A 16,100-nucleotide genomic window follows, 5' to 3' on the forward strand; every position below is an offset into this window, starting at 1 on the left:
GGATGAGGCGCGAGAGGAGGGACGTCGGGGATGAGTACCAAGGACTTCATCGAGAAGGACTACTACAAGGTTCTCGGCGTCCCCAAGGACGCCACCGAGGCCGAGATCAAGAAGGCGTACCGGAAGCTCGCCCGCGAGAACCACCCGGACGCCAACAAGGGAAACGTCAAGGCGGAGGAGCGCTTCAAGGAGATCTCCGAGGCCAACGACATCCTCGGTGACCCCAAGAAGCGCAAGGAGTACGACGAGGCCCGCGCGCTCTTCGGCAACGGCGGTTTCCGTCCGGGGCCGGGCGCGGGCGGCGGCACCTTCAACTTTGACCTGGGCGACCTCTTCGGAGGCGGCGCCCAGGGCGGGGGCCAGGGTGCCGGCGGCTTCGGCGGCGGACTCGGCGACGTCTTCGGCGGCCTGTTCAACCGCACCGGCGGCGGTCCCGGCACCGGCACGCGGACCCAGCCGCGCCGCGGCCAGGACATCGAGTCCGAGGTGACCCTCAGCTTCACGGAGGCCATCGAGGGCGCCACGGTCCCGCTGCGGATGTCCTCGCAGGCGCCCTGCAAGGCCTGTTCGGGCACCGGCGACAAGAACGGCACGCCGCGCGTGTGCCCGACCTGCGTCGGCACCGGGCAGGTCGCCCGGGGCTCGGGCGGCGGCTTCTCGCTCACCGACCCGTGCCCCGACTGCAAGGGCCGCGGCCTGATCGCCGAGGACCCCTGCGACGTCTGCAAGGGCTCCGGACGTGCCAAGTCCTCCCGGACGATGCAGGTCCGCATCCCTGCCGGGGTCTCCGACGGGCAGCGCATCCGGCTGCGCGGCAAGGGCACACCGGGCGAGCGGGGCGGTCCGGCGGGCGACCTCTACGTGGTCGTGCACGTCAAGGAGCACCCCGTCTTCGGACGCCGGGGCGACAACCTCACCGTCACCGTCCCGGTGACGTACGCCGAGGCGGCCCTCGGCGGCGAGGTCCGGGTCCCGACCCTGGGCGGCCCGCCCGTCACGCTGAAGCTGCCGGCGGGCACGCCCAACGGCCGCACCATGCGCGCCCGGGGCAAGGGCGCGGTCCGCAAGGACGGCACCCGCGGCGACCTTCTGGTCACCGTCGAGGTGAGTGTTCCGAAGGACCTGACGGGGAAGGCTCGTGACGCGCTCGAGGCGTATCGCGAGGCGACCGCGGACGAGGATCCGCGGGCGGAGCTGTTCCAGGCCGCGAAGGGAGCTTGATCGAGATGGACGGCCGTCGTCCCCCCCGGCGCGGGGGTTTCTCACCGTACGAACTGACCGAGGACACCCCGGTCTACGTCATCTCGGTCGCCGCCCAGCTCTCCGGACTGCACCCGCAGACCCTGCGCCAGTACGACCGCCTCGGCCTGGTCTCGCCGGACCGCACGGCCGGGCGCGGCCGGCGCTACTCGGCCCGCGACATCGAACTGCTCCGGCAGGTGCAGCAGTTGTCGCAGGACGAGGGCATCAACCTGGCCGGCATCAAGCGCATCATCGAACTGGAGAACCAGGTCGCCGCGCTCCAGGCGCGCCTGGCCGAGATGCAGGACGCCCTCGACGGCGCCGCAACCGCGATGCGTCAGCGCGAGGCGGCGGTGCACGCCTCGTACCGCCGTGACCTGGTCCCGTACCAGGAGGTGCAGCAGACCAGCGCGCTGGTGGTGTGGCGCCCCAAGCGGCAGCAGTCGGACTGACGCCGGTTCGTCGTCGAAGGGGCCCGGGAGTTCGTGCGCGAACCCCGGGCCCCTTCGCGTGCGCGGCGGCCCGGCCCGGGGGACAGCGCGGGACGTCAGCCGGGGACTATGTCGCCGACCGCGTCGACGACCAGCATCCACATGGGGTGGGCGCCGGTGCCGAACGCGGCGGCCAGCGCGTACCCGAGGGCGGCGTCCAGCGCCTCGGGCTCCGCGCCCTCACGCCACTCGGCCAGCACCCGGCCGTCGCCCTGCGAGCCGAAGTCCCCGACGTGCTCCCCGTCGCGCAGCAGACGGCTGCCCGCCACGGAGTCGGGCACCAGGCGCCAGGCGCGGCCCGCGTGCCGGACGTCGACGGCGAACGAGCGCCGGGTCAGCCGCCCCTTCGACGGGGCCAGTACGGCCTCCTCGCCGTCGACGGTCAGGGCGAGCCGCTTCCCGTCCCGGGTGCCGACGGGGACGTGGTCGTCGGTCTCCGCCCCCTCGGCGCGGCGCAACTCGACCCGGGGCACGGCGCCGCCCTCGACGGTCACCTCGCCCAGAGCGGTGTCCAGGCGGACGGTCACGGCGCCGAAGCGGCCGTCCTCGGCGACGGATTCCCTCACCGGCCGCTCCTGCGCGCCCTCGACTTCGTGGGTGTCGGTGTCCTGCCCCATGCGTTCGTTTCCTCGACTGTGCGGTTCCGACGTGTGGTCGATACGTCAGACGCGTCCGCGCGGGTCTTCGTTTCCGTACCGCCCGGATCGGCCCGGCGGCCCCGCACACAGATGTGCGCGGTGCGTGGTCGGCCGGTGTGGCCGCCTTCGACAGATCTCCGCACTACGGCCGCACCGTCTCCGCGAGTTCGGCGGAACGCACTGTGCCCATCTCGTTAAGTGGATCCCCTTGACGCCGATGGTGGCCAAAGCGTTGGCTTTTCAGTCACATGGGCCGCACTGCTGTGCCCACGTCCCGAATCGCACCTGAAGTGAGCCCTCGCATGCGTCGTCGTACCGCCATATCCGTGGCCGCCACCTCCATGTCCCTCATGCTCGCCGGCTGCGGCACGCTCGGAGCCTCGGAGAGCAGTGACGAGGCCAGCCCGACCAAGGGGAACGACATCACCGTGGGGCTCCTCCTCCCGGAGAAGGCGAACACCCGCTACGAGCAGTTCGACTACCCCTTCTTCAAGGCGAAGGTCGCCGAGCTCACCAAGGACCAGGGCAACGTCAAGTACGCCAACGCCGAGGCGAGCTCGTCCAAGCAGGCCGACCAGATGCAGCAGATGGTCGACGACAAGGTCGACGTCATCGTCCTGGACGCGGTCGACGCGAAGGCCATCGGGGACAGCGTGCAGAAGGCCAAGGACGCCGGCATCCCGGTCATCGCCTACGACCGGCTGGCCGAGGGGCCGATCGACGCGTACATCTCCTTCGACAACGAGCTGGTCGGCGAGGTCCAGGGCCGTTCCCTCGTCGAGGCGCTCGGCGACGGCTCCGACAGCTCCGACAAGATCGTCATGATGAACGGCTCTCCCACCGACCCCAACGCCAAGCAGTTCAAGGCCGGTGCGCTGGCCGAGCTGAACGGCAAGGTGACGATCGCCCAGTCCTTCGACACCAAGGACTGGAAGCCGGAGAACGCCGAGGCGAACATGGCCGAGGCGATCGACAAGATCGGCAAGAACAACATCGCGGGCGTCTACTCCGCCAACGACGGCATGGCCGGCGGCGTCATCAAGGCCCTGGAGGACGCGGGCGTCACCGACCTGCCGCCGGTCACCGGCCAGGACGCGGAGCTGTCGGCGGTGCAGCGGATCGTCACCGGCGAGCAGTACATGAGCGTGTACAAGTCCTACCCGCAGGAGGCGGAGAGCGCCGCCGAGATGGCCGTGGCCCGCGTCCAGGGCCGGGACATCCAGTTCGACGCCCTCGCCCGCGACAAGGTCGACAGCCCCACCCACAAGGGCATCCCCGCCCAGCTGGTCCCCGTCGTCGCGCTGACCCAGGACAACATCGAGGACACGGTCGTCGCGGACGGCTTCTACAAGGTCTCCGACATCTGCACCGCCAAGTACGAGGCGGAGTGTGCGGAGATCGGGCTGAAGTAGCCGAAAGCGCCCCGTCGGCGTCCGGCGGACCCGTCGTACCGGACGCGGCCGGGCCGTCGTCCCGTGCTCAGCCGTGTTGCGGACCCGGTCCCGGCCGCGCATAGTTGCGCTGCGGAAACAGCCGGATACCGGGGGTGGGACGGGCGATGGCCGGGCACGGGGCTCAGGAGCATCCACACGGTGCCGACCGGCTGTGCGCGGCCGGGGACCGCGTGTACTCCCGGGCCGTACGACGCGGCCGGGTGCCGCGCCGGGACGCCGAACCGGTCCCCTGCCTCCTCGAACTGGCCCTGCTGCACCCGGACCCCGACGACATGGACTGGCTGGTGCCGACCTCCCCGCAGGAGGTCATGACCCGGCTGCTGCGCGGGGTCTACGACGAGGTGAGCGCGAGCCAGCGCCGGGTGGGCTCGGCGGTGGAGGCCTTCGAGTTCTACGCGGGCCTGGGCGGGCGTACCACGCCGTCCGCCGGCACGGAGGGCACCGCGATCCGGGTCCTCGACGGCCTGTCCCGCATCCAGGCCGCGATGGACGAGGCGACGCAGGCCTGCACGGCGGAGGTCCTGACCGTGCAGCCCGGCGGCATCCGGCGTGAGGCGGAGCTCTCCGAGGGCCTGCACCGGGCGCTGGCGCTGCGCGGGCGCGGGGTGCGGATGCGGGACCTGTACACGCACGTCGCCCGGCACGGGCAGGGCCTGCTCAACTACCTGGAGCTGATGGGCGACGCGGTGGAGGCGCGCACGCTGGACGAGGTGATCGACCGGCTCATCCTCTTCGACCGTACGGTGGCCTTCGTACCGGCGAACACGGACCGCACGATGGCCCTGGAACTGCGCCATCCCGCGCTGGTCGCGTACCTGGTGACGGTCTTCGAACGCCTGTGGCGCCTGGCGATCCCGCTGACCGCGCCGCTCCCGGACACGGGCATCGAGGGCATCTCCCACCGCGAGCAGTCCATCGCGGCGCTGCTGGCGGAGGGCCACCAGGACGCGGTGATCGCCGAGCGCCTCGGCATCAGCGTCCGCACGGCCCGCGCGCACATCGCCCGCCTCTCGGAGACGCTGGGCGCGGCGAGCCGGACGCAGTTGGGGGTGCGGATCGCCCAGGTCGGCCTGGACGGCCCCCCGCGCAGTGCGCCCGCGCCCGTCACCCTTCCGGATCGAGGATTCCCGACTGCCCGATGAGGTAGCCGAGCTGGGCGCGGCTCTCGCTGCCGAGGGTGGTGGCGAGTTTGGCGATGTGAACGCGGGCGGTGCGGACGTTCATGCCGAGGCGTTCGGCGATGCTGTTGTCGGTGTGGCCCTCGATGAGGAGGGCGGCTATGGCGCGTTGGCGGGGGGTGATGCCGTTGAGGGTGGGTGGCTGGACGGCTTGGGGGTGCATGGGGGTGGCGAGGTGCCAGAAGCGGTCGAACGTGCTGATGAAGTAGGCGATGAGCGCGGGGTGGCGGACTTCGAGGGCGAGTGAGCGGTCGGCGTTGGCGGGGATGAAGGCGACGGTGCGGTCGACGATGATGAGACGGTCGGTGACCTCGTCGAGGGTGCGGGCTTCCACGTCGCCGGTCAGGTGCTCGTAGCGGGCGCGGGCGTAGGGGGCGTGGCGTGCGGTGTGCTGGTACAGGGCACGGATGCGGGCGCCGCGGTCGAGGAAGGCCTGGTCCCGCTTGATGGCTCCTTCGAGGATGTCGGGGCGTTTGGTGACCTTCGAGTCGTGGGGCTGGATGGCCAGCAGCTCGTGCCTGCCCTCGGCCATCGCCTCCTCGATGGCCTGGCCCGTGCGCTCTTTGCCGCTGAGGATTCTGAGTGACGGGGTGTCGTCGTTCGCCGCGGCGCTCGTGCCGAGGCGCATGAGGGGTTCGAAGACGTCCGCCAGACGTTCGCCACGCCGCCGCTCGCGGGCTATGCGCTCTTCCGACGTGCGCAGCAGCCGTTGCAGGGCTACGGCCGGTGTGATCGGCTCCAACCGGTCGAGGTCGTCGACGGCCGGGTGCAGGAGGCCGATGTCGATCAGGCAAGGTGCCGCAGTGGCCGCGGCGCTGTCCACATGACCTTCGCGCAGAGCGCGGGAGTAGAGAGCGAGCCCCGCCTCGCACAGTTCCTCGTCCTTGTGCCGGTGCGTCCCGTCCGTCATGAGTCGGCTTCCCCTGCCGGCCCTTCGTGCTCCTGCTCCAGGATTCCCGACTGGGCTATGAGGTAGCCGAGCTGGGCGCGGCTGCCGCTCCCCAGGGCCGTCGCCAGCTTCGCGATGTGGGCCCGGCACGTACGCACGTTCATGCCCAGACGGCGGGCGATGGCCTCGTCGACATGGCCCTCCACGAGAAGCTTGGCTATGGAGTGCTGGATGTCGGTGATGCCGTCGGGCGCCGTTTCGTACGGGGCGCCGGCGCTCAGCGGAACGGCGCGGCCCCACATGAACTCGAAGACCTTGATCAGATATGCGACGAGGCCCGGGTGACGGATCTCCAGTGCCACCTGCCGGTCATCGCGAACAGGGATGAACGCGACCGTGTCGTCGCAGATGATGAGGCGCTCGACCAGCTCGTCGATGGTCCGGTACTCCGCTTTGCCGTTGGAGAACCGGTCCACGTAGGCCAGTCGTTCCGCGCTGTACCGGGCCGTGTGCTGGTAAAGAGTCCTGATGCGCACGCCGCGCTCGGTCAGCGTCTTGTCGCGCTCCATGCCTTCCACGAGCCGCCGCTCGGGATGGCGAGCACTGGGCTGGACGGTCAGCACTTCGTTCTTGCACTGCGTAGTGGCCAGGTCGAGTGCCGAGTTGATGCGGTCCAGGCCTTCCAGCACCGTGATCGAGTGGATCGGAGCCGTCCCCTGGGCACTGAGCGTCATGAACGGCTCGAATGCTTCCGCCAGTGCGATCGACGTCCGGCGGCGGTCGGCGATTTCCCGTTCGATCGGATTGAGCCGTTGCGACAGAGCGATCGACGGAGGGACGGGGCGCAGCCAGTCCGCGTCGTCGGGGTCGGGATGCAGGAGGGCCAAGTCTATGAGGCACGGAGCGCGGCTCGTCTCCGCACGAGCGATACGCCCGGTGCGCAGCGCGTGGGCGTAGACACGCCCTCCCTCCTCGCACAGTTCAGTGATCCCGTGGGCATGTGCCTCATTGGTCCGATTCGTTGTCAAATCTCCACCCCCCAGGGTCCTGAACATGCAGGAACATGATGCACCGATTGTGTGGCCATGACGTGCCTATATGAGCCATCGTCTTATCCGACGGGGGAAGAGGGGACCTTCAAGTGAGGACGAAGCCGACTATGCCTAAGAGAATGCTTCGCTCGGTGCTTGTCGCCGCCTTCTCCGCCGTCGTGGCCTTCGGAGCGCTGAATGGCCTCGTTGCTGCGCAGGGTGATGAGCGAGCGAACGGTGTCGAGTCAGTCGAGGTGACCGCCGCGCCGACCGGCGAGGACACGACTGCCGTAACGGACGACACGGTGTGGTCGTGACATGACGACGCCACCTGACGACCGGTCCTTCCGCCGGGAAATGGCAACCGCCTACCGCTCCGGCTGGCACTTCATCGACCTGGTCACCGCGATCCCCCACCCCGGTGACTCCCTGATGGTGACCGTCTTCGGCGAGCCGGTCGTCGTCACGCTGGACGAGGACGGTGACGTGAGGGCGTACCGGTGCCTGCGGCGGCCGCGCGGGGCGCCGCAGCCCGTGCGGTGTGCCATCCGGTACGGAATGATCTTTGTGAACCTGGACCAGAGGGACCACCGGCTCGCGCGGCCGGAGGATTCCGAAGTGAGGACCATCTCGGCCACCCCCCGCAGTGCCTGACGCGATTCCCCCGTCGTAACAGATCGCTCAGGTGCTTCCCCCCGGCAGCGGCGTCACCGTGACCTGAACACGGTGACGCCGCTGTCGTGTGTGGGGACATTTCGCGGTATCGCCGCGTATCCCTCCCCTTCTCGATGTGGCCGAAAAGGCTGTCGCGCGACGGTGCCCACCGCGCGAGGAGGCCGGCGGGCCAGGAACCTGGTGCCACCCGGACGGGACCCCCGCCGTTCTGCCCTTGAGTGGAATAGACTCAACTTTGTGTACGTTGGATGAGTCAGCACTGGGAGACACGGCCGACCGCCACGGCCGACGCTAGGAGGAGAGCCAGAACGTGGACGCCGAGCTGACCAACCGGAGCCGGGACGCGATCAACGCGGCCAGCAACCGGGCCGTGACCGAGGGGCACGCCGACCTCACCCCCGCCCACCTGCTCCTCGCCCTGCTCCAGGGGCAGGACAACGAGAACATCACCGACCTGCTCGCCGCCGTCGAGGCCGACCTCGCCGCCGTGCGCTCCGGCGCCGAGCGCATCCTCGCCGGGCTGCCCAGCGTCACGGGTGCCACCGTCGCACCGCCGCAGCCCAACCGTGAGATGCTCGCCGTGGTCGCCGACGCCCAGGCCCGCGCCAAGGAGCTCGGGGACGAGTACCTCTCCACCGAGCACCTGCTCCTCGGCATCGCCGCGAAGGGCGGCGCGGCCGGTGAGGTGCTGGAGGGGCAGGGAGCCAGTGCGAAGAAGCTGCAGGAGGCCTTCCGCAAGGCGAGGGGAGGGCGCCGCGTGACCACCGCGGACCCCGAGGGCCAGTACAAGGCACTGGAGAAGTTCGGCACCGACCTCACCGCGTCCGCCCGGGAGGGCAGGCTCGATCCCGTCATCGGGCGGGACCAGGAGATCCGGCGGGTCGTGCAGGTGCTCAGCCGGCGGACCAAGAACAATCCCGTTCTCATCGGTGAGCCGGGTGTCGGCAAGACCGCCGTCGTGGAGGGGCTCGCCCAGCGGATCGTCAAGGGGGACGTGCCCGAGTCGCTGAAGAACAAGCGGCTGGTCGCGCTGGACCTCGGCGCCATGGTCGCCGGGGCGAAGTACCGGGGGGAGTTCGAGGAGCGGCTGAAGACCGTCCTCGCCGAGATCAAGGACTCCGACGGGCAGATCATCACCTTCATCGACGAGCTGCACACCGTGGTGGGGGCCGGCGCCGGCGGGGACTCCGCCATGGACGCCGGGAACATGCTGAAGCCCATGCTCGCCCGCGGTGAGCTGCGCATGGTCGGCGCCACCACCCTCGACGAGTACCGGGAGCGGATCGAGAAGGACCCCGCCCTGGAGCGGCGCTTCCAGCAGGTGCTGGTCGCCGAGCCGACCGTCGAGGACTCGATCGCCATCCTGCGCGGGCTCAAGGGGCGGTACGAGGCGCACCACAAGGTGCAGATCGCGGACAGTGCCCTGGTGGCCGCCGCGAGCCTGTCCGACCGGTACATCACCTCCCGCTTCCTGCCCGACAAGGCCATCGACCTCGTCGACGAGGCCGCCTCCCGGCTGCGCATGGAGATCGACTCCTCGCCCGTCGAGATCGACGAGCTCCAGCGTGCCGTCGACCGGCTGAAGATGGAGGAGCTGGCGATCGGCAAGGAGACCGACGCCGCCTCCCTGGAACGCCTGGAGCGGCTGCGGCGCGACCTCGCCGACAAGGAGGAGGAGCTGCGCGGCCTCACCGCCCGCTGGGAGAAGGAGAAGCAGTCCCTCAACCGGGTCGGTGAGCTGAAGGAGAAGCTCGACGAACTGCGCGGGCAGGCCGAGCGCGCCCAGCGCGACGGCGACTTCGACACCGCCTCCAAGCTGCTGTACGGCGAGATCCCGGCCCTGGAGCGCGACCTGGAGGCCGCCTCCGAGGCGGAGGAAGAGGTCGCCCGCGACACCATGGTCAAGGAGGAGGTCGGCGCCGACGACATCGCCGACGTCGTCGCCTCCTGGACCGGCATCCCCGCCGGGCGGCTGATGGAGGGCGAGACGCAGAAGCTGCTGCGGATGGAGGACGAGCTGGGCAGGCGGCTGATCGGGCAGACCGAGGCCGTGCGGGCCGTCTCCGACGCCGTACGGCGCAGCAGGGCCGGGATCGCCGACCCGGACCGCCCGACCGGTTCGTTCCTCTTCCTCGGGCCGACCGGTGTCGGCAAGACCGAGCTGGCCAAGGCGCTCGCCGACTTCCTCTTCGACGACGAGCGGGCGATGGTCCGCATCGACATGTCGGAGTACAGCGAGAAGCACAGCGTCGCCCGGCTGGTCGGTGCCCCGCCCGGATACGTCGGGTACGAGGAGGGCGGCCAGCTCACCGAGGCGGTGCGGCGGCGGCCGTACTCCGTCGTGCTGCTGGACGAGGTGGAGAAGGCGCACCCCGAGGTCTTCGACATCCTGCTCCAGGTGCTGGACGACGGGCGCCTCACCGACGGTCAGGGCCGCACCGTCGACTTCCGCAACACCATCCTGGTGCTGACCTCCAACCTGGGCAGCCAGTACCTGGTCGACCCCGTGTCCAGCGAGACCGAGAAGAAGGAGCAGGTCCTGGAGGTGGTCCGGGCGTCCTTCAAGCCGGAGTTCCTCAACCGGCTCGACGACCTCGTGGTCTTCTCCGCGCTGAGCAAGGAGGAGCTGAGCCGGATCGCGCGGCTCCAGATCGACGCGCTCGCCCGGCGCCTCGCCGAGCGCCGCCTCACCCTGCACGTCACCGACGACGCCCTGGCCTGGCTCGCCGACGAGGGCATGGACCCGGCCTACGGAGCCCGGCCGCTGCGCCGCCTGGTGCAGACCGCCATCGGCGACCGGCTCGCCCGGGAGATCCTCTCCGGCGAGATCAAGGACGGCGACACGGTCCGCGTGGACCGCTTCGGCGAGGACCTGATCGTGGGGCCCGCGGCGGGCGGCAAGACGCTGTAGCCCCGGCCCGTGCCGTACGCGCGGCTTGTCACCCCCGGTGGGTGGCGGGCCGCTGTACGTCACATGGCGGCCCCTGGGGGCACCCGACCGGCCGGATCGAGTCAGCCAGGGGCTGACAGGCCCCCGGCGGGCTTGCCACCCCCCTCCCCGCATGGGGGAGGATGGCCAGATCCGTACGAAGGGAAATTCACGGTGAGCATCGACCCGTCCTCGATTCCGAACTTCGGGGGCCAGCAGCCCGAGCCGCAGCCCCAAGGACCGGCGGGCCCCGTCGTCCCGGATCAGGATCTTGTGAAGCAGCTCCTCGAACAGATGGAGCTCAAGTACGTCGTCGACGACGAGGGTGACCTCGCGGCGCCGTGGGAGCAGTTCCGTACGTACTTCATGTTCCGCGGCGAGGGCGACCAGCAGGTCTTCTCGGTGCGGACGTTCTACGACCGGCCCCACCAGATCGACGAGAAGCCGCAGCTGCTGGAGTCGATCGACGACTGGAACCGCCGCACCCTGTGGCCGAAGGTGTACTCCCACACCCACGACGACGGCACGGTCCGCCTGATCGGCGAGGCGCAGATGCTGATCGGCATGGGCGTCAGCCTGGAGCACTTCGTCTCCTCGACGGTCAGCTGGGTGCGCGCCGCCATCGAGTTCGACCGGTGGCTCGTGGAGCAGCTCGGTCTGGAGCAGGAGGTCAACGAGGCGGAGAAGCCGAAGGACGAGGGCGACGAGTAGTCGGCTCCGTCCACACAGACACGGGAAGAGCCCCGGCCCGGACGGTCACCGTCCGGGCCGGGGCTCTCGCCGTTCGGGGCCCGTCAGGACCCGACAGGGCTGCGGTCGGGGCCGCGTTTGTTCAGGCCGCCCGGCCCCCCAGCGCCTTCAGCCGGCCGACCGCGTCCTCCAGCACCGGAATCCTCTTGCAGAACGCGAACCGGACGAAGGGCGCGCCCGCCTCCCGGTGGTCGTAGAAGACCGCGTTGGGGACGGCGACGACGCCCGCCCGTTCCGGCAGCGCGCGGCAGAAGGCGAAGCCGTCCTCCTCGCCCAGGGGGCGGATGTCGGTGGTGACGAAGTACGTGCCGGCGGGACGGTAGACGCCGAAGCCCGCCTCCTCCAGCCCCGCCGCCAGCAGGTCCCGCTTGGCCCGCATGTCCTCGCGGTAGGCGGTGAAGTAGGAGTCGGGGAGGGCGAGGGCCTCGGCGATCGCGTACTGGAAGGGGCCGGCCGACACGTACGTCAGGTACTGCTTGGCCGAGCGGACCGCCGTGAGCAGGGCCGGCGCGGCGGTGATCCAGCCGACCTTCCAGCCGGTGAACGAGAACGTCTTGCCGGCCGACCCGATGGTCACCGTGCGCTCGCGCATGCCGGGGACGGACGCGAGCGGGATGTGCTCGGCCTCGTCGAAGACCAGGTGCTCGTAGACCTCGTCGGTGACCACCAGCAGGTCCCGTTCGACGGCGAGTTCGGCGATCGCCGACAGTTCGGCGCGGCTGAGGACCGTGCCCGTCGGGTTGTGCGGGGTGTTCAGCAGCAGCAGGCGGGTGCGGTCGGTGACCGCGTCGCGCAGCTCGTCGAGGTCCAGCCGGAACGCGCCCTCGTGCGGGCGCAGGGTCACCGGTACGCGCGTGCCGCCCGCCATGGCGATGCACGCCGCGTACGAGTCGTAGTACGGCTCCAGCGCGACGACCTCGTCGCCGGGCTCCAGCAGGGCCAGCAGCGAGGCGGCGATGGCCTCCGTGGCGCCGGCGGTGACCAGGACCTCGGTGTCGGGGTCGTAGGACAGGCCGTAGCGGCGGTGCTGGTGGGCGGCGACGGCGGTGCGCAGCTCGGGGACGCCGGGGCCCGGCGGGTACTGGTTGCCGCGTCCGTCGCGCAGCGCCCGTACGGCTGCCTCCCGGACCTCTTCGGGGCCGTCGGTGTCCGGGAAGCCCTGGCCCAGGTTGATCGCGCCGGTGCGCACGGCCAGGGCGGACATCTCGGCGAAGATCGTCGTCCCGAACTCGGCGAGCCGGCGATTGAGGAGGGGACGGGCGCTGGAACTCGCGGGGGGCATGGAGGTCATGGCGGTCATCCTGCGCCGAAGCTCTGAGCTTCCTCAACTCTGCTTTGGGGCGTGGCGGCGGGGGGCATCTCCCGTGCACGCGACGAGAGCTTCGCCGCCGAGTGCGCACAAGGCGCAGACAGCGAGGCACCCACGGGGGGTTGCTTCGGGGGACCTTCCGGGCGCGAGCCCGGGCATCGGAAGGAGGGTGACGCCATGGTCATCGGCCTCATCCTGATCGTGTTCGCCGCCCTGGTGATCGCAGGGCTCCTGGCCGGAGCGCGCAGCGCTTCGTCCGCCGGCGGGGCGCGGGGCCGCGGCTCGCGGCCGTCCGGCGGGGGCAGGCGGAACAGCTGGTGGGCCGGGGACGACGGCTCGTCCTCGGGCGGACATCACGCGAGCCACTCCTGTGGTGGCGGGTCGTCCTGCGGAGGCGGCTCGTCCTGCGGGGGAGGGGGCGGCGGCGGATGCGGTGGAGGCAGCTGACACGGGGCAGCTGAGCTCCGGCAGGGGGAACCGCATCCCCGCCACGGGGCCCGACCCTGGGACCGGGTCCGCCCCCGACACGAGCGCCCGCCGGGAAACACACCCGGCGGGCGCTCCCACGCACCGGCGCGCGCCGTGCGGGCTGGGCGTACGCCTTGGTTGAACAGTTGAGCTGACGAGCCCCCTGAGGGATGGAAAGCCTACGAAGTTGGGTAAAAACGCTGTGGCGGCGCCACGGTTCATGATTCGCTCTCCCTCACCAACGCAGCTCCTCGGACGACCTGTTGACCCCCCTCCTGACCGGCCGACTGGGCTGAGCGGGCCGCATACCCGGCTGCGACCGGGATGCGCAGGCCCCACACCTCATTCTCCTTGTGTGCTTGCGGAGCCGATCCATGCTCACGACCCTGAAAACCGCCTACACCGACACGCGCGCCGCCGACCTCGCCTGGGCCCTGGGGCGCGAGCCCTTGCCGGCGCTCGCCAGTCTCGACGTCGAACTGACGGGCGCCAAACTGCAGTTGAGACTCCTGGGCGCCTCCCACCAAGTCCTGCTCGAGGAGGAGCGGGGCAGCTGCTCGGAGACGGTGGCGTGCATCCCGGGCAGCAGTACCCCTCTTCCGCTCGGCGTCGCCAAGCGGGTGGGTGACTGGGAGTACGAGTTCGCCGCCCGCGTGGAGGTGCTGACACCGGGCTCCTTCGCGGGCCGGGCCCAGGAGTTGCTGGCCCTGGTCTCCGACCACCCGCACGGCCTGGCCGGTGTCTTCCCCGGCAGCCCGCACGCCTTCACCGCGCTGCTGGCCCAGCGGCACGAGGGGCAGGTGCACTGGCGGACCTGGCACGCCTATCCGCAGGACGGCCAGTTGGTGGCGACCCGGACGCGGGTGGGCGTACGGGTACCGGTGCCGGAGCTCAGCCCGTCCGCGGGGTGAGCGGACGGGAACCGGACGGCTGGGGCCGGGCGGACGGCGGGGCAAACCTGCGGTGTCCAACGGAACGCCGGAACCACACGTGTGGGTGACGAAGCGCAGCCGGAGAGTGACGTAACGTCACTGCGTGATCGAACCGCGCGCGTCCGCCCCACCCGGCTCCCGGCCGTCCTGGGGCGGCTCCGGCGGCCCCGGCACGCCCTCCCCGTCCGGCACCTCCCCGTCCTCCGGCAGCGGAGCGCCGGCGCGGCTGCCCGTCCGTCCGGGCACCGGGCGGTTCCTGGTGCTGGCGGGTGTGTTCGTCTGCGCGGCCTGCGGGCTCGTGTACGAACTCGAACTCGTCGCCCTCGCCTCGTACCTGATCGGCGACTCGGTCACCCAGGCGTCCGTCGTCCTGTCCGTCATGGTCTTCGCCATGGGCCTCGGTTCGCTCGCGGCCAAGCGGCTGCGCCGTTTCGCGGCGGCCGGCTTCGGCGCGGTGGAGGCCGTCCTCGCCCTCGTCGGCGGCTCCAGCGCGATGGTGCTGTATGCAGTCTTCGCCTGGACCGGTGGCTGGGGCGGCCTGTGGGTGGACGGCCCGCGCTTCCTCCTGGTCGCCTTCTCGCTCGTCATCGGCGTACTGATCGGCGCCGAGGTGCCGCTGCTGATGGAGCTGATCCAGCGGGTCCGCCGCCAGGACGCGGGGGGCGCCGTCGCCGACCTGTTCGCCGCGGACTACGTCGGCGCGCTCGTCGGCGGCCTCGCGTTCCCCTTCGTGCTGCTGCCCTTCCTGGGCCAGCTGACCGGCGCGCTGCTCACCGGCACCGTCAACGCGGTGGTCGGCGCGGCCCTGGTCCTCGGCCTGTTCCGGCGCGACATGTCCCGCCGGGCCCGCTGGCTGCTGCTGACCGCCAACGCCGTCGTCCTCGCCCTCCTCGCCACCGCGACCCTCCTCGCCGACGACTTCGAGCGCGCCGCCCGGCACGCCGTCTACGGCCAGGACGTCCGCGTGGCGGTCCGGACCGACGTGCAGGAGGTGGTCCTCACCGGTGACAGCGACGGCCGGCCCCTCGACCTGTTCCTGGACGGCCGGCTGCGGGTCAGCGCCGACGACGAACGGCACTACCACGAGGCGCTGGTGCACCCCGCCATGAGCGGCGCGCGCTCCCGCGTGCTGGTCCTCGGCGGCGGCGACGGCCTCGCCGTACGGGAGGTGCTGCGCCACCCGGACGTGCGCCGCGTCGACGTCGTCGAACTCGACCGGGGGCTGACCCGGCTGGCCCGGCACGACCCCGGCCTGTCGGCGCTGAACGAGCACGCCTACGGGGACGCCCGCGTCCACACCGCCGCGGGCGACGCCTTCCGGCGGCTGCGCACGACGCCCACCGGGACGTACGACGTGGTGATCTCGGACCTGCCCGACCCGGGCATCACGGCCGGCACCAAGCTGTACTCGCAGGAGTTCTACGGCCTGCTGCGCCGGGTGCTCGCCCCCGGCGGACGGCTCGTCGTGCACGCCGGGTCCGTCTCGGCACGCCCCCGGGCCTTCTGGACGGTGGACGCGACGCTGCGGGCGGCCGGACTGCGGACCGTCCCCTACAGGGTCGTCGCCCGGGACGCCGGCCACACGCCCGGCCCGGACCGGACGACCGCCGCCACCGGGCACGCGCCCCGCGACTGGGGCTTCCTCCTGGCCGCCCGCAGACCCCCTGGACTGCGGCTCGACCCGGCCGCTCCCCGCCCCCACACCCTCACGACCGGCTCCCTGACCCGGGACGCCCGCGCCGCCGCCCGCGCCCGGATGGCGGGGCTGCCGCCGTCGACGCTGGTGCACCCGCGGTACTGACCCCGTCGCCCCGTCGCCCCCTTGCCCGGGAAGCGGCGCCCCCCGGGTGCCTGTAGCCCCGTGCCCCGACCGGGGTGCTTGCCCGCGCCCTCCCGGCGAACACCGCCGCGTGCGGCGGCCCGACCCCCTTCCCCCCGGACACGGGACGGACCGCCACACCCCCCTGCGGATCGTTCGCACCGAGAACCTACGGCCGCCCCGCCCGTCCCGGAATCCCGCGGTGGGTGGACATGGAGGCCAACCCAGCGCGGTATGCCGACGGTTCCTGCAACTTCCGCGGTACGGCGAAAGGATGACGCCGCCGTCGAGCGGG

14 protein-coding genes are annotated in these 16,100 nt (G+C 71.4%); 10 read left to right on the forward strand and 4 right to left on the reverse strand.

The genetic code is table 11. The features are described 5' to 3' along the window. Positions 1-30 precede the first annotated feature (30 nt). Together dnaJ and ACLIN4_RS18395 are read left to right on the forward strand one after the other, a co-directional pair. On the forward strand, positions 31-1,221 hold the full coding sequence (gene dnaJ, locus ACLIN4_RS18390) for a molecular chaperone DnaJ (RefSeq protein WP_052836527.1): 1,191 nt from the start codon (positions 31-33) through the stop codon (positions 1,219-1,221). A gap of 5 nt (positions 1,222-1,226) precedes the next feature. After that, on the forward strand, positions 1,227-1,694 hold the full coding sequence (locus ACLIN4_RS18395; protein ID WP_043371601.1) for a heat shock protein transcriptional repressor HspR: 468 nt from the start codon (positions 1,227-1,229) through the stop codon (positions 1,692-1,694). 95 nt (positions 1,695-1,789) lie between these two features. On the opposite strand, the gene ACLIN4_RS18400 is transcribed toward ACLIN4_RS18395, so the two are convergent. Further along, positions 1,790-2,350: a hypothetical protein gene (locus tag ACLIN4_RS18400; RefSeq protein ID WP_411576022.1), complete on the reverse strand. Its 561-nt coding sequence runs from the start codon at positions 2,348-2,350 to the stop codon at positions 1,790-1,792. Positions 2,351-2,673: 323 nt separating this feature from the next. On the opposite strand from ACLIN4_RS18400, the gene ACLIN4_RS18405 reads away from it, so the two are divergent. Together ACLIN4_RS18405 and ACLIN4_RS18410 are read left to right on the forward strand one after the other, a co-directional pair. Next, positions 2,674-3,783: a sugar ABC transporter substrate-binding protein gene (locus ACLIN4_RS18405; protein WP_373420311.1), complete on the forward strand. Its 1,110-nt coding sequence runs from the start codon at positions 2,674-2,676 to the stop codon at positions 3,781-3,783. Positions 3,784-3,929: 146 nt separating this feature from the next. Then, a complete protein-coding gene (locus ACLIN4_RS18410) occupies positions 3,930-4,967 on the forward strand; it encodes a helix-turn-helix transcriptional regulator (protein ID WP_289908613.1) in 1,038 nt (345 codons plus the stop codon). Here the strand turns inward: ACLIN4_RS18410 and ACLIN4_RS18415 are convergent. Further along, positions 4,930-5,913 carry a helix-turn-helix transcriptional regulator gene (locus ACLIN4_RS18415; protein WP_289908614.1) on the reverse strand — a complete coding sequence of 328 codons (984 nt, stop codon included), beginning with the start codon at positions 5,911-5,913 and terminating at the stop codon, positions 4,930-4,932. The two genes, ACLIN4_RS18410 and ACLIN4_RS18415, sit on opposite strands and share 38 nt — an antisense overlap. Further along, positions 5,910-6,947, reverse strand: coding sequence for a helix-turn-helix transcriptional regulator (locus ACLIN4_RS18420; protein WP_179350471.1), 1,038 nt, complete (start codon positions 6,945-6,947; stop codon positions 5,910-5,912). The genes ACLIN4_RS18415 and ACLIN4_RS18420 overlap by 4 nt, the downstream gene beginning before the upstream one ends. Before the next feature lie 128 nt (positions 6,948-7,075). Here ACLIN4_RS18420 and ACLIN4_RS18425 point away from each other — a divergent pair, with 128 nt between their 5' ends. The 4 genes from ACLIN4_RS18425 (at position 7,076) to ACLIN4_RS18440 (ending at position 11,238) form a co-directional block, all read left to right on the forward strand. After that, positions 7,076-7,240, forward strand: coding sequence for a hypothetical protein (locus ACLIN4_RS18425; RefSeq protein ID WP_179342527.1), 165 nt, complete (start codon positions 7,076-7,078; stop codon positions 7,238-7,240). 1 nt (position 7,241) lies between these two features. Next, a complete protein-coding gene (locus ACLIN4_RS18430; protein ID WP_100047935.1) occupies positions 7,242-7,577 on the forward strand; it encodes a hypothetical protein in 336 nt (111 codons plus the stop codon). A gap of 331 nt (positions 7,578-7,908) precedes the next feature. Next, positions 7,909-10,509 carry an ATP-dependent chaperone ClpB gene (gene clpB / locus ACLIN4_RS18435; protein ID WP_289908617.1) on the forward strand — a complete coding sequence of 867 codons (2,601 nt, stop codon included), beginning with the start codon at positions 7,909-7,911 and terminating at the stop codon, positions 10,507-10,509. A gap of 192 nt (positions 10,510-10,701) precedes the next feature. After that, the gene (locus ACLIN4_RS18440; RefSeq protein ID WP_019324907.1) at positions 10,702-11,238 is read left to right on the forward strand and encodes a YbjN domain-containing protein; all 537 of its coding nucleotides are present in this window, start codon (positions 10,702-10,704) and stop codon (positions 11,236-11,238) included. A gap of 121 nt (positions 11,239-11,359) precedes the next feature. Here the strand turns inward: ACLIN4_RS18440 and ACLIN4_RS18445 are convergent, their stop codons facing one another. Next, positions 11,360-12,568: a pyridoxal phosphate-dependent aminotransferase gene (locus ACLIN4_RS18445; RefSeq protein ID WP_289908618.1), complete on the reverse strand. Its 1,209-nt coding sequence runs from the start codon at positions 12,566-12,568 to the stop codon at positions 11,360-11,362. An 860-nt stretch (positions 12,569-13,428) separates the two neighbouring features. On the opposite strand from ACLIN4_RS18445, the gene ACLIN4_RS18450 reads away from it, so the two are divergent. Next, entirely contained in the window at positions 13,429-13,965 is a 537-nt protein-coding gene (locus tag ACLIN4_RS18450) for a DUF2617 family protein (protein WP_179342529.1), read from the forward strand. A 124-nt stretch (positions 13,966-14,089) separates the two neighbouring features. Next, positions 14,090-15,787, forward strand: coding sequence for a polyamine aminopropyltransferase (locus tag ACLIN4_RS18455; protein WP_411576023.1), 1,698 nt, complete (start codon positions 14,090-14,092; stop codon positions 15,785-15,787). Positions 15,788-16,100: the final 313 nt, after the last annotated feature.

It is taken from the genome of Streptomyces mutabilis, assembly GCF_046628145.1.
Lineage (GTDB): Bacteria > Actinomycetota > Actinomycetes > Streptomycetales > Streptomycetaceae > Streptomyces > Streptomyces mutabilis.

What these genes read in the sequence shown, in the direction of transcription:
- dnaJ (WP_052836527.1), top strand. Translation starts at nt 31, where the DNA reads ATGAGTACCAAGGACTTCATCGAGAAGGACTACTACAAGGTTCTCGGC.
- ACLIN4_RS18395 (WP_043371601.1), top strand. Translation starts at nt 1,227, where the DNA reads ATGGACGGCCGTCGTCCCCCCCGGCGCGGGGGTTTCTCACCGTACGAA.
- ACLIN4_RS18400 (WP_411576022.1), bottom strand. Translation starts at nt 2,350, where the DNA reads ATGGGGCAGGACACCGACACCCACGAAGTCGAGGGCGCGCAGGAGCGG.
- ACLIN4_RS18405 (WP_373420311.1), top strand. Translation starts at nt 2,674, where the DNA reads ATGCGTCGTCGTACCGCCATATCCGTGGCCGCCACCTCCATGTCCCTC.
- ACLIN4_RS18410 (WP_289908613.1), top strand. Translation starts at nt 3,930, where the DNA reads ATGGCCGGGCACGGGGCTCAGGAGCATCCACACGGTGCCGACCGGCTG.
- ACLIN4_RS18415 (WP_289908614.1), bottom strand. Translation starts at nt 5,913, where the DNA reads ATGACGGACGGGACGCACCGGCACAAGGACGAGGAACTGTGCGAGGCG.
- ACLIN4_RS18420 (WP_179350471.1), bottom strand. Translation starts at nt 6,947, where the DNA reads ATGTTCAGGACCCTGGGGGGTGGAGATTTGACAACGAATCGGACCAAT.
- ACLIN4_RS18430 (WP_100047935.1), top strand. Translation starts at nt 7,242, where the DNA reads ATGACGACGCCACCTGACGACCGGTCCTTCCGCCGGGAAATGGCAACC.
- ACLIN4_RS18445 (WP_289908618.1), bottom strand. Translation starts at nt 12,568, where the DNA reads ATGACCTCCATGCCCCCCGCGAGTTCCAGCGCCCGTCCCCTCCTCAAT.
- ACLIN4_RS18450 (WP_179342529.1), top strand. Translation starts at nt 13,429, where the DNA reads ATGCTCACGACCCTGAAAACCGCCTACACCGACACGCGCGCCGCCGAC.